Below are 18,897 nucleotides of genomic sequence, written 5' to 3' on the forward strand. Positions count from 1 at the left end.
GCGCCGATTGCGCATGAAAGAAGGCTCTCCATGACACAAACACAGCAAAACTATATCGCGGGCGAATGGATTACGGGACCGACCGAAATTGAAAACATAAATCCTTCGGATCTGTCTGATATCGTGGGAGTTTTTGCGCAAGCCAGCAGTCACCAGCTTGATGATGCGCTGGGCGCTGCCCGACGTGCGCAGGCGGAATGGGCGGCTTACGGGTTGGAACGCAAGCAAAACGTTTTGATGGCCATTGGCAACGAATTGATGGCCCGCGCGGAGGAATTGGGCACGCTGCTGAGCCGCGAAGAAGGCAAACCGCGCGCCGAAGGCAAGGGAGAGGTCTTTCGCGCCGGTCAGTTCTTTACATATTTCGCGGCTGAGGTTTTGCGTCAAATCGGTGACAACGCAGATAGCACGCGCGACGGGATCGAGGTCGATGTGCGCCGCGAAGCCGTTGGTGTCGTGGCTATCATCAGCCCTTGGAACTTCCCGACCGCAACCGCGAGCTGGAAAATTGCGCCTGCCCTGGCCTTTGGCAACGCGGTGATCTGGAAGCCTGCGAATGTCACACCTGCGTCCGCTGTAGCACTGACGGAGATCATTTCCCGTCAGGATATTCCCAAGGGGCTTTTCAATCTTGTGATGGGGGCCGGGCGCGATGTTGGCCAGCGGCTTGTGGAAAGCCCGAAGGTTGACGCAATTTCCTTCACCGGCTCTGTGCCAGTCGGCAAGGGGATTGCAACCGCAGCGATCCAAAACCTGACCAAGGTGCAAATGGAGATGGGATCGAAAAATGCGCTGGCCGTGATGGATGACAGCGATATTGATCTGGCCGTCACGCTGGCGTTGGGAGGGGCGTTTGGCGGGACTGGCCAGAAATGCACGGCATCATCGCGTTTGATTGTTCACGAAGCTGTCCATGATGAGTTCGCCGCAAAACTGGTGGCGGGTGCGCAGGCGATGAAGATCGGCCATGCGCTGGGCGAGGGGACGCAAATCGGCCCCGTTGTGAGTGAACAGCAATTGGGTGAAAACCTAGCTTACGTGGAGAAAGGCAAAGCCGCAGGCGCTGAACTGGCTTGCGGCGGCGAACGGGTCACGCGCGAAACGGAAGGGTATTTCATGACCCCGGGCGTCTTTTTGAACACCACCAACGATATGGTCATCAACCGCGAGGAAATGTTCGCGCCATTGGCGTCCGTCATCAAAGTCGGCAGCTATGAAGAAGCATTGCACACCGTCAACGACACCAATTTTGGCCTGACGTCGGGGATTGTCACAAAAAGCCTTGCACGCGCAACGCACTTCCGGCGCAATGCGCAGACCGGCTGTGTGATGGTAAACTTGCCCACCGCTGGGACGGATTATCACGTGCCCTTTGGTGGACGCGGCGACAGCTCTTATGGTCCGCGTGAACAAGGCAGCTATGCGGCTGAATTCTATACAACGGTGAAGACCGCCTACATCTCCTCAGGTATGCCGGAGTAACCCCGCGATGTTCCTGATCGACGGTTTGCAATACGCCAATTGGTCCGAGAAAATCTTTCGGCAGATGCGCGAAGGCGGGGTGGACGCAGTCCACGTCACCATCGCTTATCATGAGAATTTCCGCGAAACGGTGTTGAACTTTGAGGCGTGGAACCGCTGGTTTGAACAATATCCCGATTTGATTTTCCATGGCGAGTGGGCAAGCGATATCGACAAGGCGCGCGAAACCGGGCGCACGGCGGTCTTCTTTGGCTTCCAAAATCCAAGTCCGATTGAAGATGATATTGGGCTGGTCGCGGTGCTGCACAAACTGGGTGCGCGGTTTATGCAACTCAGCTACAACAACCAATCGCTGCTGGCGACGGGATGCTATGAGGCCGAAGACCCCGGCATCACCCGGATGGGCCGTCAGGTCATCAAGGAAATGAACCGTGTCGGCCTAGTGGTGGATATGAGCCACTCCGCTGATCGCTCCACGATTGAAGCGGCGGATATTTCACAGCGACCGATTGCGATAACACATGCTAATCTGCATAGCTGGCAGCCCGCCTTGCGCAACAAACGCAATGATGTGGTGCGCGCGGTGACACAAAACGGCGGGATGATGGGGTTCTCGCTTTATCCGCACCACCTGAAGGGCAAGGGCGATTGCACGGTCGAAAGCTTCTGTCAGATGGTGGCGGATGCTGCGGAGGCTTTTGGTGTGGACCACTTCGGGATCGGCTCTGACCTTTGCCAGGATCAGCCTGACAGCGTTGTTGAATGGATGCGTGTCGGGCGCTGGAGCAAGGAAATCGACTACGGCGAAGGCTCTGCCAATGCCCCGGGCTTTCCGCCTATGCCGGCCTGGTTTGAAGACAATCGACACTTTGGCAATATCGCAGATGGCTTGCGCGCGGTAGGGTTTAGCGGGGACGAAGTCGGCAAATTGATGGGCGGAAACTGGTACCGGTTCTTTGCGGAAAACTTTCGGCCTTTGTAGGATCTGAAACCCACGGAATCGGCGCAATTAAACTGCGGCACGAAAAGATGAAAACTGGACCTGTCCCGCTTTAGTGCCGCCCCAAGTGCTCGTTTAAGCCACCTTCCGTTCGAAAGCGACCGGGCTTTTCCAGCCCAGTGCTGAATAGAGGGAACTTGGCGCGCAGGTTAGCACCTTTCTTGCTATAGCCAACCTTCTGGCTCAGCGAACGGACGGATGCCCAGAAAGACTTGGGCTTATTTAGGAATCTGGGAATTGGTTTCATGGGATTCTTTGCTCAATAGGGTTTCGAGTTGTTCGACGAACTCAGACAATGAAATTCCAAGGGCAGCGCAGATGTCTCGAAGGTTTAAGAGATCGATACGGCGCTCACCCACTTCATATTTACTGACCATTGATTGCGGAACACGTGGCTTTTTGGCGAGGTCGGTCTGCCTCAAACCCGCTTCCGGTCGGGATTTCCATAACAGTTCCAATCGTTCTTCGTGTTCTTCGCTGCCGAGTTTTGTCACACGAACCTTCTATATCCGCTTGCGGGATATCCCAAATTACTGCATTTTTTCATCAATAATGGGGGCGTGATGCAGTTAGCAATTGATAAAAAACAACAAATCGAATCCTCGGATACAAACACATCACTAGGTGTCCAGCCTTACAAGACACAGCTTCTCAAATGGATCGGAAATAAGCAGCGCTTTGCGCATGAAATTATTTCATTTTTCCCCAAGACTTTCGGAACTTATCACGAACCTTTCTTGGGCTCTGGGGCTGTATTGGGTGTTCTTTCACCTCGTAAAGCCGAAGCTGCCGACAGTTTCAAGCCGCTTATCACGATCTGGCAGATGTTAAGAACAGACCCTGAGCAGGTAAAACTCTGGTATCGTGATCGGTGGGAAGAAGCCCAGGAGGGGAAAAAGTGGCGCAATATGAGAAGATCAAAGCGCGCTACAACGCTGGTGCAAATGCGCCCGATTTTCTGTTTCTGACTCGCTCTGCCTACGGCGGCGTGATGAGGTTTAGGAAAGCTGATGGCTACATGTCAACGCCCTGTGGCGCGCATAAACCAATTCACTTCGGTACATTCGGTCGGCGTGTCGATGAATGGGCTGAGCGCGTTCGTGGGGCTGAATTTTTCCACCGCGAATTTGGAGAATCTCTTGATCGTGCCAAAGAAGGCGATGTGGTCTATTGTGATCCGCCTTATAGCCATAGCCAGGCGATCCTTTACGGCGCGCAGGGGTTTTCTCAGGATGATCTTTTCAAGAAAATTGAACAAGCCAAAGCCAGAGGGGTCTTTGTGGCATTAAGCCTTGACGGATCAAAAAAGTCAGGCGCGCAAAATTGCGATTATGATATACCTACCTGCTTGTTTGAAAGGGACGCGGTCGTAAACTGCGGGCGCTCGATGCTCAAGCGCTTCCGGATGAGTGGGCAAACTCTCGAAGCAGAGGTAGTCACCGACAGGTTGCTTCTCACACACTAACTGACCGGGTTCGTCGTGACTTCGGCGTTTTGAATTTCGCGATAATGTCTTGGATTGAAATCTTTTTACTTCCTATGTATCGTATCTCTAACAGGGGAATTCATCATGTCGTCTTCGGCGGCCAAAATAGCTACAATAAAGTATTTTTGCACGTCAATCGTAATCGTTGCGATGATTATGGTCGGCGGCACCTCGGCCTTGGCTTTCGGTGCCGGTGCAAAGTCACGGCTAACGTCAGAAATTGCTTTTGACGACTGTCAAGTCGCATTGCCCGATGCTGGCGTCGCTCCGCCTTGTGTTGAAGGGGAGCAAACCCCGGTCAACATGGCATTCTGTCCGATGTTAAGCTTTTGCGGCAGCATGGGGTCCGCCGCAGGCCATTGCGCGCCCAACGTGGCGGCCGGTCTTGCTGAATTTCATTTATCGGGTGCCGTCGCTGTGGCGATTACATACCCACGCACCAGAATTCGCGCGGAAGGACTTCCCGCAGAACCGCTGATCCAACCGCCGATCATTTGAAACGCCATTCGCGGCTGTGCATCCCGCCAGCCGTCTGGAAATACGTTTTTGTGAGAGGAGTTTGTAATGGAAAATGCACTCGGGCTGGCCGGTTACCAGTCCACAATGATAATCATCGTTTTTGTCGTCCTGGGTTTGGGGATTGCCGCGCTCTTTGCGGCGCTGTTCCTGCCAACACGCTGGCGGTTGCCCTATTCGATGGAGTTCCTGTTCGTCGGGTTTCTGCTGGTCATGGTGTGGTACGGCGACAGCCGCAGTACCGAAATATACACAGCTTACCAGGATCGTCTCGAAGAAGAGGGCGTGCTGGAAGTCGGCTATGAACCGGGGGAAGAAGAATTTGACCGGATCATCCGGGTTCTGGCCTTTCAGTGGGGATTCGCCTTCATCGACGAGGATGATGCGATTTCGCGCAATGCGGCTGTCGTCCAGCCGGGTGAAACGGTGCTGTTCAGCCTGTTCGCCAATGACGTCATTCATGGCTTCAACATTCCTGCAGCTGGCATCACCGCCGAATTTGAACCAGGGGTCGAGCGCGACATATGGATTCGCGCACCACAGGAGCCCGGCAAGTATCTGATCCAGTGCCTGAACTACTGCGGAGTTGGACACGCCCAGATGAAGGCTTGGCTCGTTGTTCAAGCTGACGAGGGCGACGGTGACGAAGAGCATGATGAGGGCGAGGCCTGATGCCGGGCCCATCCGTGACAACATATTCAGAATTAAGGAGACCGCACCATGGCAAGCGTGCATGATGCAGAACGTATGGGGGCAACACCCCATTGGGAGCCGGAAGATGTCATCGGCAAGATGACGCTTTCGACGCTCCTGTTTTCACACGACTACCGGCATATTGCTATAAAAGGTATGTTGACCTCAGTCGTTATGCTGGGCCTTGGCGGCCTGATGGCAATATTGTTCAGGACCGAACTGGCCTATCCCGATATCCAGATATTGGATGCGCGACCCTATATGTCGCTGATGACCTTGCACGGTATGTTCATGGTCTTTGGCTTCATCATCCCATTTGTTATCTCGATCATGTACTACATGATGCCCAAGATCCTTGGCACCGAGGAGCTGTTATGGGCTCGCGGCGCGCAGTGGAGTTACTGGCTGCTGATACTGGCCGCCGTCATGTTGATAATTTCGCGACCGGATTTCACCTGGACATTCTATCCTCCGATGTCGCTACGCGTCGGCGGAGAGTTGGTCTGGATGGGCTATGTCGCGGTTGCACTGGTGGCAATCTCTGAATTTCTTGCCGGTGCAGTGCTGTTGAAGAACGGTTTGGCTGCTGCCAAGCGCAAGGGCTTCAGCAAACTGCCGCTGATGGGGTGGGGTGCGATTTCAGAAGGCATACTGCTGCTCGTATCGACCCCGGTTCTGGGCCTTGTCGGTGTCGTGATGCTGACCGATTGGCTGGAGGTGACAGCGCTCTTTGATCCCGCACGCGGCGGCAACGTGATGACCTTCATGTTCATGTTCTGGTTTTATGGCCACCCGGCCGTCTATCTGCCGCTCATGCCTGCAGTCGCGATCCTCTATACGCTTCTGCCGCGGTTCCTGGGCCGTCCGATCTGGAGCTACTGGTCTGCGGTCACGGCGTTTGCATTGCTGACGGTTCTGGGCTTTGTCGTCTATCCGCACCACTTCCAGCCTGCTGAAAACGTCAGTGGCTTCATCGGACGCATGACACAGATCCTGACCTTGATGATCTTCATTCCGTCGACTTTGCATGTGTTCAACTGGATTGCCACGCTCTGGTCTGATCCAATTCCGGCCACGGCGCGCCGCGCGGTGCCTTTCAAGTTCATCATCGCATCGATCTTCTTTTTGATGTACGGCGGCGTGACAGCCTACGTAAACGCCCAGATTGCGACCGACAGCGATTTTGTCCACAATACGTATTTTGTGCCGGCGCACTTCCACGCAATGTTCGTGGGGTTCATGGCGAATATGGCGATGGCGGGTATTTACTATCTTTATCCGTATTTCACCGGTCGCATGTACAGTCAGGCTATGGGCAACATCCATTTCTGGTTCTGGCAGATCGGCATCTTTACCAAAGTCACGATGATGTATCTGCTGGGGTTCAACTACTTCCCGCGCTGGGTGGTGGACTATCTGGACCTTCCACAGTGGTCGATGCCGCAATTAATCCTGACAGGCGCGGCCTATCTGATTGGTCTGGGCTTTATAATGTTTGTCTACAACATCATGCGCAGTGCGACCCGCGGTGCGACCGTGACCGGCGACCCTTGGGCGATTGCGGAAAATGATCCGTCTGGCTCAGCAGAGCCGGTTCCGGCAGAATAAGAAGGAGAACTAAGATGATCATGCGATTGTTTCTGATATTCGGGCTGATCCTTCTTGGAGGAACAGGCTATTTCATCGTCGTTCAGACCCCGCCGACCGTGCAGGCAGCACCTGCGGTCGCGGAGATTGACCGACTGCGCGAGGAAGGCATCATTCCTGAAGGTGTCATGGCTGAGAATGAGGAAATCGAACACGACATTTTCGGAGTACCGCCCGAAGATGAAGCGATGATTGAAGCCGCTATGGAAAACATGGACATGGGCGACATGGACATGGGTAGCATGGACATGAACGCCGATGGCGGAATGGACATGAACGCCGATGCCGAGATGGACATGGCCGACGACGCCGGAATGGACATGGACGCCGATAACGGGATGGACATGGCCGGCGACGCCGGGATGGACATGGCTGCCGATGGTGAAATGGACATGGCCGACGATGGCGGGATGGACATGGCTGCCGATGGCGGGATGGACATGGCCGACGACGCCGGGATGGACATGGACGCCGGTGGCGGGATGGACATGGCTGCTGAAGATGAGATGGACGAGGAAGAAGCCGAACGTCTCATGGCTGGTCAAATGGCCGGACTGATCGTCACTGACGAGGGTGATTTTGATCGTGAAATCGCACTGTCGATGACAGAATGGACGTTCTCGGATCTCGAAATCGACGCCCAGCCAGGAGAACGCATCCGCTTCACCCTGCGCAATGACGGCGCCATTGTGCATGAATTCATGTTCATGGGCATGGCGCAAATGCAGGGCGTGAACTATCGCGCGCGACGGGCGGACTGGAACCTGGTGGAGCACGAAGCGCTCTACGAGAAATCACTGCTGCTGCCGGGTGAGGAATTGACCTTCGTTGCCAATGTGGTTCGGCCCGGTGTCTGGATGTTCATGTGTATGCTGCCCTACCACATGCAGATGGGCATGATGGGTCAGTTGGCAACCGAAGGGATGGCCATGGAAATGTAGCCGATTATCTGCATTTTCGTAATTTCTTTGCGGCCCGGCACCCAATGTCGGGCCGCTTTGCTTTGTCTGGCTGAGACGCTGGAAATTAGGAATGAAGCAACCAATATCCAAGCAATCTGGCAAGCGTTCCAGGGCTAGATCACCGTGCCCATCCCCCGCGGCCTTCACGCGCGCATATGCCTCAACTGCTATTGCTGTTTTCCGTGCGCCGGTTCCGGTCAGGTCGCAGAGGGTGACAGCGGTCTGTCTGCGGCGATCTTGCGCGCCTTGCTCCTGATTAGAAGGCCGCCAGCTCACATATCTCGTGGTCAGTCTGGTGTGGGGTCAAGTGCTGAATGTCGCCGCCCGTTTCGCATTGGGCACGCGTGTCGCGAACGATGGCGTCGGCGCGGTGCATGACCCCTACGTCAAGCTCCTGCTTGCTGCACGCAGACGCAGAGCTCGTCAACCTTGCAGGCTGCGTACGCCCACATCGCCCTCGTCACGTGCTTGCATCGCCATAACCGCAGCGCTCGCAGCGGCGGCGGTCGTGAAGTAGGGGATCTTGTCGTAGAGTGCGACAGCGCGGATTGATCTGCTGTCTTCAACGGCGGCGGCGCCTTCGGTGGTGTTGAAAACCAAGGCGATATGCCCGTCTTTGAGCCGGTCAACGATGGTCAATCCACCCTCATAGACCTTGTTCACGACCTCGCAGGCGATCCCGTTCTCGACCAGCCAAGCGGAGGTGCCGCGTGTCCCTACGATTGTAAAGCCAAGCGATATCAGCGTTTTGCCTGCTTCCAGCATGTCAGACGTCTTGTCGTCGTCCTTTATGGAGATGAAGACCGTGCCTTGCATAGGAAGGTTTGTGCCTGCACCCATCTGCGCCTTGAGGAAGGCCCGCGGGAAGGACCTGTCCCAGCCCATGACCTCACCGGTTGAGCGCATTTCCGGGCCCAAAATCGTGTCGACGCCGGGGAAACGGGCGAAAGGCAGGACGGCTTCTTTGACCGAGAACCACGGCGTTTTGGGGTCCGCCAATGTGAATGCATCGCCCATTGGCAGCACGTCCATCGGATTTTCTGCGGCTGGGTAGGGTTCGCGCAAAGGGAAGTTTGACAACGGCTCGCCCGCCATCAGGCGGGCCGCGATGGATGCGATGGCACTGTCTGTGGCCTTTGCGACGAACGGGACGGTACGGGACGCGCGCGGGTTCACCTCGATCAGGTAGACAGTTTCGTCTTTGACCGCGAATTGGATGTTCATCAACCCCACCACGTTCAGCGCTTTGGCCAGCGCTTCTGTCTGCATACGGATTTCGGCAATCATCGCATCAGAAAGCGAATAGGGTGGCAATGAACACGCGCTGTCGCCGGAGTGGACGCCCGCTTCTTCGATGTGCTGCATGATGCCCGCGACATGCGTGTCTTTGCCATCAGACAAGCAGTCAACATCGACCTCAACGGCGCCGGACAGGTAGCTGTCGAGCAGAACCGGACTGTCGCCAGACACGACAACCGCTTCGGAGATATAGCGTTCAAGCTGCGCCTGATCGCGAACAATTTCCATCGCGCGGCCACCCAGAACATATGACGGGCGGATCACAAGGGGAAATCCGATTTCCTTCGCAATGTCAAAAGCTTCCGTATCTGTCGACGCGATGCCATTGTGGGGTTGCTTCAACCCCAGCTTCTGCACCAGTTGCTGGAAGCGTTCACGGTCCTCAGCCAGATCAATCGCGTCCGGCGTCGTGCCAAGGATCGGAATGCCCGCCTCGTGCAGGGCATTCGCCAGCTTCAGCGGTGTTTGCCCGCCAAACTGCACAATCACACCATGCAAGGTGCCGTTTTCCTGCTCGACCCGCAGGATTTCCATCACATGTTCAAAAGTCAGCGGTTCGAAATAGAGACGGTCAGAAGTGTCATAGTCGGTCGAGACAGTCTCCGGGTTGCAGTTTATCATAATCGTTTCATAGCCCTGATCGGTCAGGGCAAAACAGGCGTGACAGCAGCAATAATCAAACTCGATCCCTTGGCCGATCCGGTTAGGACCGCCACCCAGAATAACCACTTTCCTGCGGTTCGAGGGCCGTGCTTCGCATTCCACTTCACCCATCACGGGGCTTTCGTAGGTGGAATACATGTAGGGGGTTTGCGCTTCGAATTCCGCGCCACAGGTGTCGATCCGCTTGAATACGGCATTGACCCCAAGGTTACGGCGGGCGCGGCGCACTTGGGTTTCATCACGCCCTGTCAAGGTCGCCAGACGCGCATCCGTGAAACCCATCATCTTGATATCGCGCAGGCCCTCTTCGGTGACGGGGAGGCCGTTTTTCAAAAGCTCCGCTTCGGCGTTGATGATTTCGCGGATACGCGCAAGGAACCATGGGTCGAACTTGGTGACAGCAAAGATGTCGTCATCCGACAGCCCGTGCCGCATCGCCTGCGCGATGACGCGCATACGGTCAGGGGTCTGCTTGGCCAGCGCCTTGGTGACGGCCGCCTTGTCAGGGGCGCCCGGGATGGCAATATCGTCAAAGCCGGTCAGGCCGGTCTCCATTGACGCGAGCGCTTTTTGGAAGGACTCGTGGATCGTACGCCCAATGGCCATCGCTTCGCCCACGGATTTCATTGCGGTGGTCAGGTAAGGCTCTGATCCTGCGAATTTTTCAAACGCAAAGCGCGGGATTTTCGTGACAACATAGTCGATTGTCGGCTCAAATGACGCGGGTGTGACGCCAGTGATGTCATTATCGAGCTCGTCCAGCGTATAGCCCACGGCCAGCTTTGCCGCAATCTTGGCAATCGGGAAACCCGTCGCCTTGGACGCCAGCGCCGATGATCGGGAGACGCGGGGATTCATCTCAATCACGACCATGCGGCCATCGGCGGGGTTCACCGCCCATTGCACATTCGAGCCACCAGTTTCGACGCCGATTTCACGCAGCACGTTGATGCTGTGTGTGCGCATGATCTGGTATTCCTTGTCGGTTAGCGTGAGGGCCGGGGCCACCGTGATGCTGTCGCCGGTATGCACGCCCATCGGGTCCACGTTTTCAATGGCGCAGACGATGATTGCGTTGTCTGCCTTGTCGCGCACGACTTCCATTTCGAATTCTTTCCAACCTAGCAGCGATTGATCCACAAGGATCTGTCCGACGGGGGACGCATCCATTCCGCTGCGACAGAAGAATTCATATTCTTCACGGTTATACGCCACACCGCCGCCGGTGCCACCAAGCGTATAGGCAGGGCGGATGATAGCGGGCAGGCCGATATCTTCCAGCGCGTCCAGAGCGATTTTCACACCGGCATCCAGATCGCCATCAGGAGCCGTGACGATCGTGGCTTTGGGGTTTTCGATGCCCAGACGATCCATCGCTTCACGGAAAAGCTTGCGGTCCTCGGCCATTTCAATGGCTTCGCGCTTGGCGCCGATCATCTCGACCCCGTATTTTTCCAACACGCCCATATCAGCGAGTGCCAGCGATGTGTTCAGGCCGGTCTGTCCGCCCATCGTGGGCAGCAGCGCGTCGGGGCGTTCTTTTTCGATGATCTTGGCAACAACTTCGGGTGTGATCGGCTCAATATATGTTGCATCTGCGAGGCCGGGGTCGGTCATGATTGTGGCGGGGTTGGAGTTGACCAGAATGACCCGATAACCTTCTTCACGAAGCGCTTTGCAGGCCTGTGCGCCGGAATAATCGAACTCGCAGGCTTGGCCAATAATGATGGGTCCGGCGCCGATAATCATGATCGACTGAATGTCGGTACGCTTTGGCATGGCAGGCCCCCTTATTTGCAAATTGTCCTGCGTTATAGGGATGGTGCGCCCATGTGCAAGGGGGGAAGCATCCGTCACGAGTGAAACAAGAGGATTCTTTCGGCAACGGTCGCGTGTGACGTGAGGATCGGCCAAAATTTTCGAATTTTGGCGCCTCCGGCGGGAGTTTTCCGGCCAAGATGAAGGGGGAGGTTGACTTCGCACAAGCAAAGATGTGTATCGGGCCGACCATAGCCTTGAGGAATTGACCGATGCATGCCTACCGCAGCCATACCTGTGCCGATCTGACCGCCGCGAATGTCGGCGAAACCGTGCGTCTTTCGGGCTGGGTAAATCGCGTGCGCGACCATGGCGGCATTTTGTTTATCGACCTGCGTGACCATTACGGGATTACGCAGGTGCTGTGTGATCCGGATTCGACGGCATTTGCGGATGTTGAAAAGGTGCGTTCCGAGTGGTGCATTCGTATTGATGGCGAAGTCAAAGCGCGCGATCCTGAGTTGGTGAATGCAAAATTGCCAACCGGCGAAGTTGAGGTCTTTATCCGCGAAATTGAGGTGCTGGGTGCGGCGAAAGAGCTGCCTCTGATGGTTTTTGGCGATCAGGAATATCCCGAAGAGACCCGTTTGAAGTACCGCTATCTCGATCTGCGACGCGAAGCGATGCAGGACAATATGAAAATGCGCTCCGATGTTGTGGCGTCGATGCGTCGTCGCATGTGGGACAGTGGTTTTCGCGAATACCAGACGCCGATTATCACTGCCTCCAGCCCGGAAGGTGCGCGCGATTTTCTGGTGCCGTCCCGGTTGCACCCGGGCAAGTTTTACGCACTTCCGCAGGCACCGCAGCAATTCAAACAGCTGATTATGGTGTCCGGCTATGACAAGTATTTCCAGATCGCCCCGTGTTTCCGTGATGAAGACCCACGGGCTGATCGCTCACCCACGGATTTCTATCAGTTGGATCTGGAGATGTCCTTTGTTGAGCAGCAGGATGTGTTTGATACAATACAGCCCGTGATTACCGGCATTTTTGAAGAATTTGGTGGCGGTCGTGCCGTCGATCAGACGTGGGAGCAGATCAGCTACCGTGATGCCGCCCTTTGGTACGGCAGCGACAAGCCGGACTTGCGGAACCCGATCAAGATGCAGGTTGTGTCAGAGCATTTCGCAGGCTCCGGCTTTGCGATCTTTGCCAAGTTGCTTGAACAAGAGGGCACCGAAGTGCGCGCCATTCCTGCGCCCAAGGGTGGCAGCCGAAAGTTCTGTGACCGTATGAATGCCTTCGCCCAGAAAGAAGGATTGCCCGGAATGGGTTATATCTTCTGGCGTGAAAAGACAGCTGATGCTGTCGCGCAAGAGCTGGGAATTACAGTCAAGGAGGCCCAAGCCAAGCTGAATTCTGGCGAAGTTGAGGGCGGTATGGAAGCCGCTGGCCCATTGGCCAAGAACATCGGCCCGGAACGAACCGAAGCCATTCGTCAGCAACTTGGTCTGGGCCTTGGCGATGCTGCGTTCTTCTTGGGCGGCAAACCCAAGGCCTTCGAGGGCGTGGCAGGCAAGGCGCGCAATGTCATTGGCGAAGAGCTGGGTCTGACCGATCAAAACCGCTTTGCCTTCGCGTGGATCGTGGACTTTCCGATTTACGAACAGGATGAAGAGACCGGCAGGATCGACTTCGAACACAATCCGTTCTCGATGCCGCAAGGTGGCATGGACGCGCTGGATGGTGATCCGCTCGATGTACTCGGCTACCAATATGATCTGGCGTGTAACGGCTATGAGCTGGTGTCGGGTGCCATTCGGAACCACCGCCCAGAGATCATGTTCAAAGCGTTTGAGATTGCAGGCTATGGTGAAGATGAAGTGCGCAAGCGTTTTGGTGGCATGGTCAACGCTTTCCAATTCGGCGCGCCGCCGCACGGTGGCTGTGCGGCAGGGATCGACCGGATCGTCATGTTGCTGGCTGATGCGTCCAATATTCGCGAAGTCATCATGTTCCCCATGAACCAGCGCGCGGAAGACTTGATGATGGATGCCCCAAGCGAGCCGATGAACGAACAAATGCGCGAATTGCGTTTGCGCGTTCTGCCGTCTGAGAGCTAAATCGGGCCGGCTGCGGCCAGCCGAGACTGCACCATTCGCGACAATGCGGCGACTTCGCTCACCGGATTCCGGCCCGCATTGCGGATGCGCGCCAATTGAGTAACGGCTTTGTCCATGTCGTGGTCATGCGCGCTGCGTGCGACACCACTGAGGAATTGCGTGACGTAATCCAGTGTATGCCCCTCTGCATCGCCATCCAGAACCTGTGCAACATGGGCAAGATCATCCTGATAGGCGATCAAGTCGGGATGTACCTGTTCATCGTGCATTCCACGCGGTGAGGGTGGCTGCCGGTCATGCGAAACATGCGCCAAAATGCGGGACTGAAACGCCATCAGACTTTCCACTGGTTTTTCGATGAAATCATCGGCGCCCGCGTCCATCACCGGCTTTTGCACAGCAGCATCGCCACTGGTACCCAGGATCACGTCAATGCGTGCGCTGGCGTCAGACGCCGCTTTGATAAGATCAAGCCCCGACCCATCCGGCAGCCCCACATCTACAATCAAGACGCTTGGCATGTATATTGCCAAGTGCCGTTGCGCCGTTTTGAGACTGTCAGCACGTCTGATCCGCGCGCCAGAGCGCAGACACATCAAGCGCACGGCTTCACTGGCAAATCGGCTGTCTTCGACCAAAAGCACGGTCTGCCCCAGAAGAGGTCGGCGCGCTGTCGGGGCGCGGGTGAGTGATAAGCTGTCGATGACATCCATAACGATTCGTCCCTTTTGCCTTTTCAGACAAGAACAAAGCAGTTGAAGGTGAACAGGTCCCTAATATCATCTGTCGTTGCACCGCTTTGGTGCAAAGGTCATACTGCGCAAAACAGGAGAATTTCATGATTGGTCGCCTCAACCACGTCGCAATAGCCGTCCCGGATTTGGTGGCTGCAAGTGCGCAATACCGCACTATGCTTGGCGCGGATGTCGGCGCACCACAGGATGAACCTGATCACGGTGTAACGGTTGTTTTCATCACTTTGCCGAATACCAAGATCGAATTGCTTTATCCTTTGGGTAACGGATCTCCCATTCAGGGGTTTCTGGACAAAAACCCTTCCGGCGGCATTCATCACCTCTGCTATGAAGTGGATGATATCCTTGCGGCCCGCGATCATCTGCTAAAGGAAGGTGCGCGCGTGTTGGGCAATGGCGCACCGAAAATCGGCGCGCATGGCAAGCCAGTGCTCTTCTTGCATCCCAAGGACTTTAACGGTTGTTTGGTCGAACTGGAGCAAATCTAGCCCCTTGCCTTGCGTGACAATTGACGTATCTGTCAGTCAATTACCTCATAAAAGGAAGATTGCTTTGGGTTTTGTTTCCGGTTTGGTCCTCTTTGCCGTCATCTGGACGGTCGTTTTCTTCATTGTTCTGCCGCTGCGTTTGAAAACACAGGGCGATGTGGGAGAGATTGTGCCAGGTACACATGCCTCGTCTCCGGCGGATTTTGATATCAAACAGAAGGCAAAGGTCACCACGATGTTTGCTTTCCCGGTCTGGCTGGTGATCGCCGGTGTGCTGTTGACTGGTGCAGTCAGTGTGCGTGACATCGACTGGTTTGAGAGAATGTCGACCCCAGAGGTCAGCCGCGACTGATACTGTGATACAGATGAGTGAAGGTTGCAGCGCCCAGTATCGGGATGACGACGTTGACAAGCGGGAAAGATAGCGGCACCGCCATCAAACAGCCCGCGACCCAGATCTTGCCGCTGTGGGCCTTACGCATCTCTTTTGCAGCCGTGCGTCCGATCCTGCGCATCGCGGCGAGCTGGAAGTATTCCCGCCCCAACAAGAACCCGTTGAGCGCATAGAAGATAAAGACTGCCGCGAAGGGGAAGATGGCGTAAAGAACAAAGACCAGCAGGTTCGCAGAAACCAATAGACCCAAAAAACTCACCGTATCGCGGAGCCCATCACCAAAACCAATCGGTGGGACTGGGACCAAGGCAGGGAAGTGTTCATCTTCAACGGCTTGTGCGACTTCATCCAGAAAAAGTGATGTAATCACCGATGCAACCGGCACCATCAAAAAGACCGACAAAAGCAGAACAACACCAAGCGATCCCCAACTGAGCAAATCACCCAACCATGTGACTTCCCCGACGCCGGGCAGGATGAGCGGCCTCGCAGTCAACCACGCGATGAGCCACAACAGCCCGGCATAGAGGCCGATCAGCAAGGCAATTGTCAGACCAATGCCGCGCCAAAGTACCGACTGAAACCGCGGGTCCGGAAGTTGCGCCACCGCTTTCAAAAAAGCGGCAAATATCATGTCGCGACCCAGGTCGTGATGGCATCCAGATCGGGGCGCGGACACTCTGGCGGGGCGTGCGTTTCAGTGCCTATATGGATAAAACCAGCGATGCTTTCATGCGCAGCAAGCCCAAGGCCCTCAGTGATGAATGCGCGGTCATGGCTCGCCCAGCCTGATAACCAATTCGCCCCCCAACCAACAGCAAGGGCGGCATTCAGAAGCGCCAGACATACGGCACCTGCAGAATAGAGCTGCTCGATCTGCGGGATTTTGTCAGAAGATTTCGGACTGCTGACGACGGCAATTGCGAGATTGGCAGCCGCGAACTGATCGGATGCCTTGGCAATCTTGTCGGGCTCGATGTGCAACGCGGCACCCCTTTCAGTCACCAAGACCGATAATCGTCTCAGGGCCGCCTGTTCCAGCACGACAAAGCGCCACGGCTCCAATTTTCCATGATCGGGTGTGCGGGCAGCAGCGGTCAGCAAAGGCGCGAGCGCGGCGCGGTCCGGCACAGGAAGAGTAAGTGTTTTCGCAGGCCGCGAACGACGGGTCAGCAGAAAGTCGAGTGCGGCGCTATTCGGATCGGGCATTGGGGGTCCTTTGAATTCGATATCAGGCAAATAGGAGTGCTGCACATGAATGGCAACGGTCGGGCTAAAGTGCCGCCTTCATATCGGCAATCCAGGCGGCGACGAAGGCATCAAACCGAGGATCGGGCTGGCGCAGCGGAAAAACCTGAGCAAAAGGATCGGGCGCGGAAATCTCACTCCCTGCCATTTCTTGCAAGACGTTATGCCCACAAAACGGCACGTAAGTCTCCGAATAGCCGCCCTCATGGACCATAACGAGCTTGCCGTCACAAAGCTGCGCTGCAAGTGACATTACCTGGCGGGTCATCAGAGTGAATGTTTCCGCTGTCGCAAGCATACGGCCAAGCGGATCATTGGCGGCAGCGTCAAAACCGCAGGCGACAATAAGGACATCTGGCGCAAAACTGTGGATTGCAGGGATGGCCAGCTCTTCCATCGCAGACAGGTACCCCGTGTGGCCGGTGCCCGGTGGCAATGGAATATTGAGATTGAAGCCCGCGCCATCGCCGGTCCCGCGATCGCTGAATGCACCTGTGTCCATCGGATAATTGCGCTCCTGATGGAGCGAAACCGTCAGCACGTCGGCGCGATCGTAAAACACCGCCTCCGTGCCATTGCCATGATGCACGTCCCAGTCAAGCACCGCAAAGCGCTGCGCGAGCCCGGCCGCTTTTGCCGCTTCAATTGCAATGCCAATGTTGTTCAAAAGACAAAATCCGTTTGGATAATCGGGCAAGCAATGATGACCGGGCGGACGGGACAGGGCATAGGCATTCTCCAGTTCTCCACCCAACACCGCAGCAAGCGCGGCCTTGGCAAGACCGGCTGATTGGGCAGCAATCTCAAATCCGCCTTGGCCGAATGGTGTGCGGCGTCCCAGTTCACCGCCACCGGCATCGGAGAGGGCTTTGAATTCACCAAGATAATGCGCTGGATGGACACGCAGCAAGTCGTCGCGCGTCGCCGCATCAGCCCCCGACAGCGCTAACTCCTGCGCCAGGCCAGTCACTGTAATGAGATTTTTCAAACGACGCTTTGTCTCAGGGCTTTCGGGCAGCCCACCATCCAAAGGCTGCACCAGTCCGCCCACCGGCAACATCCCGGCATAATTCCCACCACCATGCCAAAAACATTGCTCATCCCAAAAGAAACCTGTTGTCATATCCGGCCACCCCCTGATTTCTTAATCCCGCCAAAACTTCCGCCGGAGGCTCCGTCAGTCACAAAAAAAATCACTCTTTGCGCAGGCGGTAGATGCCCTCAGGCAAATCCAAAGCCGCTTCCAAATCACGCAACTGTGCCGGTGAAAGCGTAAGCTTGACCACCGTGTTTGTGCGCGGATCCCATTGCTCTACCGTAACGCAATCGTCAAATGCATTGACGATCACGTCCTCTTTCAAGGGGGCTTCGCCTTCGTCGATCAAGGTGACGACTGTGGCGTCAAAATCGTGTTCTATCGTAAACATGCACGAAGCTTAGCGGTGCGCGTCGGGCCGCGCAATCGGGTCTGGAGGCGGAAAGATGATCTGCCAACCCCGCATCGACCAAAGACCCAACGCGTCTGCGACGACGCGCCGTGATCCTTGCTTTGGGTGACTGCACCGCAAAGACAGCAGCGCTCCCGTGGCGCGCGCTCCCCCGAGCCTTTAGGTCAGCGCCGCCGCAGAAGTCGCGATAGCTGCAAAAAAGCAAGCCGATGCGGTCACAACAAACCCGTGCCAGATCGCAATCGCGTATTTCATCGTCTCGGAGGCATAGAAGGGCACACCCAAAGTATAGAGCAACCCCCCAAAGGCCATCAGAATAATAGCTGAAACCGGCACAATCGGCCACAGCGACCAGATCAACGCAAGGCTCAACCAGCCCATAACCAGATAGAGTGCGGGCCCATACCGGCCCGGCGCGCGCCAAAAAAACAGCTTCAAAACCATGCCGATCATTGCCAATGCCCAGACAAAGGCAAGAACAGCATAGGCAAAGCCCGTACCAATCATAATGACCAAAGGCGTATAGGTGCCTGCAATCTTGAGGTAAATCGCCGCGTGATCGATGCGCCGCAACAGCGGTCTTATGTGGGTCCACGGGGTAAAGTGATAAAAGGCAGACGCGACAAAGGTCGCAATCAAGGTGGCCCCGTAGACGGCCAATCCGGTGATTTGCGCCGGCGTTGCCACGCCTGCTGCCCAGATCATCAAAACCAGCGCCCCGATCAGCGCGCCAAGCACGCCAATGGCATGGATGGTGCCATCTGCGATCCGTTCAGAGCGTGCATAATCTGGGTACATCAGCAAATCCTTATCATGTATCTATGAACGATAGGTGTGTCTGTCACAGGATCAATTGTTTCGTCGGGTCACCAAGCAGGCTTGGCATCCGCGCGCCCTTCGCCCAAAATCGGCCGGCAAGGATGATTTCGGGA

19 protein-coding genes are annotated in these 18,897 nt (G+C 55.8%); 11 read left to right on the forward strand and 8 right to left on the reverse strand.

The window, feature by feature from the left end:
- The first annotated feature begins 30 nt into the window (after positions 1-30).
- Together ACFDSS_RS01010 and ACFDSS_RS01015 are read left to right on the forward strand one after the other, a co-directional pair.
- A complete protein-coding gene (locus ACFDSS_RS01010) occupies positions 31-1,482 on the forward strand; it encodes an aldehyde dehydrogenase family protein (RefSeq protein ID WP_375253887.1) in 1,452 nt (483 codons plus the stop codon).
- Between the two features lie 7 nt (positions 1,483-1,489).
- Entirely contained in the window at positions 1,490-2,464 is a 975-nt protein-coding gene (locus ACFDSS_RS01015) for a membrane dipeptidase (protein ID WP_375253888.1), read from the forward strand.
- A 236-nt stretch (positions 2,465-2,700) separates the two neighbouring features.
- On the opposite strand, the gene ACFDSS_RS01020 is transcribed toward ACFDSS_RS01015, so the two are convergent.
- Positions 2,701-2,976, reverse strand: coding sequence for a helix-turn-helix domain-containing protein (locus tag ACFDSS_RS01020; RefSeq protein ID WP_375253889.1), 276 nt, complete (start codon positions 2,974-2,976; stop codon positions 2,701-2,703).
- Between the two features lie 69 nt (positions 2,977-3,045).
- On the opposite strand from ACFDSS_RS01020, the gene ACFDSS_RS01025 reads away from it, so the two are divergent.
- The 6 genes from ACFDSS_RS01025 (at position 3,046) to ACFDSS_RS01050 (ending at position 7,765) form a co-directional block, all read left to right on the forward strand.
- Positions 3,046-3,450, forward strand: coding sequence for a DNA adenine methylase (locus tag ACFDSS_RS01025; protein ID WP_375253890.1), 405 nt, complete (start codon positions 3,046-3,048; stop codon positions 3,448-3,450).
- Positions 3,381-3,947, forward strand: coding sequence for a DNA adenine methylase (locus ACFDSS_RS01030; RefSeq protein WP_375253891.1), 567 nt, complete (start codon positions 3,381-3,383; stop codon positions 3,945-3,947). The genes ACFDSS_RS01025 and ACFDSS_RS01030 overlap by 70 nt, the downstream gene beginning before the upstream one ends.
- A gap of 171 nt (positions 3,948-4,118) precedes the next feature.
- On the forward strand, positions 4,119-4,466 hold the full coding sequence (locus tag ACFDSS_RS01035) for a hypothetical protein (RefSeq protein ID WP_375253892.1): 348 nt from the start codon (positions 4,119-4,121) through the stop codon (positions 4,464-4,466).
- 66 nt (positions 4,467-4,532) lie between these two features.
- Positions 4,533-5,156: a hypothetical protein gene (locus ACFDSS_RS01040; protein ID WP_375253893.1), complete on the forward strand. Its 624-nt coding sequence runs from the start codon at positions 4,533-4,535 to the stop codon at positions 5,154-5,156.
- Between the two features lie 48 nt (positions 5,157-5,204).
- Positions 5,205-6,785, forward strand: a complete 1,581-nt coding sequence (locus ACFDSS_RS01045) for a cbb3-type cytochrome c oxidase subunit I (RefSeq protein ID WP_375253894.1) — start codon at positions 5,205-5,207, stop codon at positions 6,783-6,785.
- Positions 6,786-6,799: 14 nt separating this feature from the next.
- On the forward strand, positions 6,800-7,765 hold the full coding sequence (locus ACFDSS_RS01050; RefSeq protein ID WP_375253895.1) for a multicopper oxidase domain-containing protein: 966 nt from the start codon (positions 6,800-6,802) through the stop codon (positions 7,763-7,765).
- A gap of 444 nt (positions 7,766-8,209) precedes the next feature.
- Here ACFDSS_RS01050 and carB read toward each other — a convergent pair whose 3' ends face one another.
- Positions 8,210-11,527: a carbamoyl-phosphate synthase large subunit gene (carB, locus tag ACFDSS_RS01055; RefSeq protein WP_375253896.1), complete on the reverse strand. Its 3,318-nt coding sequence runs from the start codon at positions 11,525-11,527 to the stop codon at positions 8,210-8,212.
- Between the two features lie 251 nt (positions 11,528-11,778).
- On the opposite strand from carB, the gene aspS reads away from it, so the two are divergent.
- Entirely contained in the window at positions 11,779-13,632 is a 1,854-nt protein-coding gene (aspS, locus tag ACFDSS_RS01060) for an aspartate--tRNA ligase (protein ID WP_375253897.1), read from the forward strand.
- Here aspS and ACFDSS_RS01065 read toward each other — a convergent pair.
- A complete protein-coding gene (locus ACFDSS_RS01065) occupies positions 13,629-14,345 on the reverse strand; it encodes a response regulator (RefSeq protein WP_375253898.1) in 717 nt (238 codons plus the stop codon). The genes aspS and ACFDSS_RS01065 overlap by 4 nt on opposite strands.
- A gap of 125 nt (positions 14,346-14,470) precedes the next feature.
- Here ACFDSS_RS01065 and mce point away from each other — a divergent pair, with 125 nt between their 5' ends.
- Together mce and ACFDSS_RS01075 are read left to right on the forward strand one after the other, a co-directional pair.
- A complete protein-coding gene (gene mce, locus ACFDSS_RS01070) occupies positions 14,471-14,875 on the forward strand; it encodes a methylmalonyl-CoA epimerase (protein ID WP_375253899.1) in 405 nt (134 codons plus the stop codon).
- Between the two features lie 64 nt (positions 14,876-14,939).
- Positions 14,940-15,227, forward strand: a complete 288-nt coding sequence (locus tag ACFDSS_RS01075) for a DUF1467 family protein (RefSeq protein WP_375253900.1) — start codon at positions 14,940-14,942, stop codon at positions 15,225-15,227.
- Here ACFDSS_RS01075 and ACFDSS_RS01080 read toward each other — a convergent pair.
- The 5 genes from ACFDSS_RS01080 to ACFDSS_RS01100 all read right to left on the reverse strand — a co-directional run bounded on the left by ACFDSS_RS01080 (position 15,214) and on the right by ACFDSS_RS01100 (position 18,763).
- Positions 15,214-15,903 (reverse strand): EI24 domain-containing protein, encoded by a 690-nt coding sequence (locus tag ACFDSS_RS01080; protein WP_375253901.1) that lies wholly within the window; start codon positions 15,901-15,903, stop codon positions 15,214-15,216. The genes ACFDSS_RS01075 and ACFDSS_RS01080 overlap by 14 nt on opposite strands.
- Complete coding sequence (locus ACFDSS_RS01085) at positions 15,900-16,478, reverse strand: nitroreductase family protein (RefSeq protein ID WP_375253902.1); 579 nt, start codon at positions 16,476-16,478, stop codon at positions 15,900-15,902. The genes ACFDSS_RS01080 and ACFDSS_RS01085 overlap by 4 nt, the downstream gene beginning before the upstream one ends.
- 64 nt (positions 16,479-16,542) lie before the next feature.
- Entirely contained in the window at positions 16,543-17,640 is a 1,098-nt protein-coding gene (locus ACFDSS_RS01090; protein WP_375253903.1) for a class II histone deacetylase, read from the reverse strand.
- Between the two features lie 70 nt (positions 17,641-17,710).
- Positions 17,711-17,944: a hypothetical protein gene (locus ACFDSS_RS01095; RefSeq protein ID WP_375253904.1), complete on the reverse strand. Its 234-nt coding sequence runs from the start codon at positions 17,942-17,944 to the stop codon at positions 17,711-17,713.
- A 180-nt stretch (positions 17,945-18,124) separates the two neighbouring features.
- Positions 18,125-18,763 (reverse strand): hemolysin III family protein, encoded by a 639-nt coding sequence (locus ACFDSS_RS01100; RefSeq protein WP_375253905.1) that lies wholly within the window; start codon positions 18,761-18,763, stop codon positions 18,125-18,127.
- Positions 18,764-18,897 lie beyond the last annotated feature (134 nt).

The sequence above is a fragment of the Yoonia sp. genome (assembly GCF_042093035.1).
In the GTDB taxonomy this organism is placed as follows: Bacteria; Pseudomonadota; Alphaproteobacteria; order Rhodobacterales; family Rhodobacteraceae; genus Yoonia.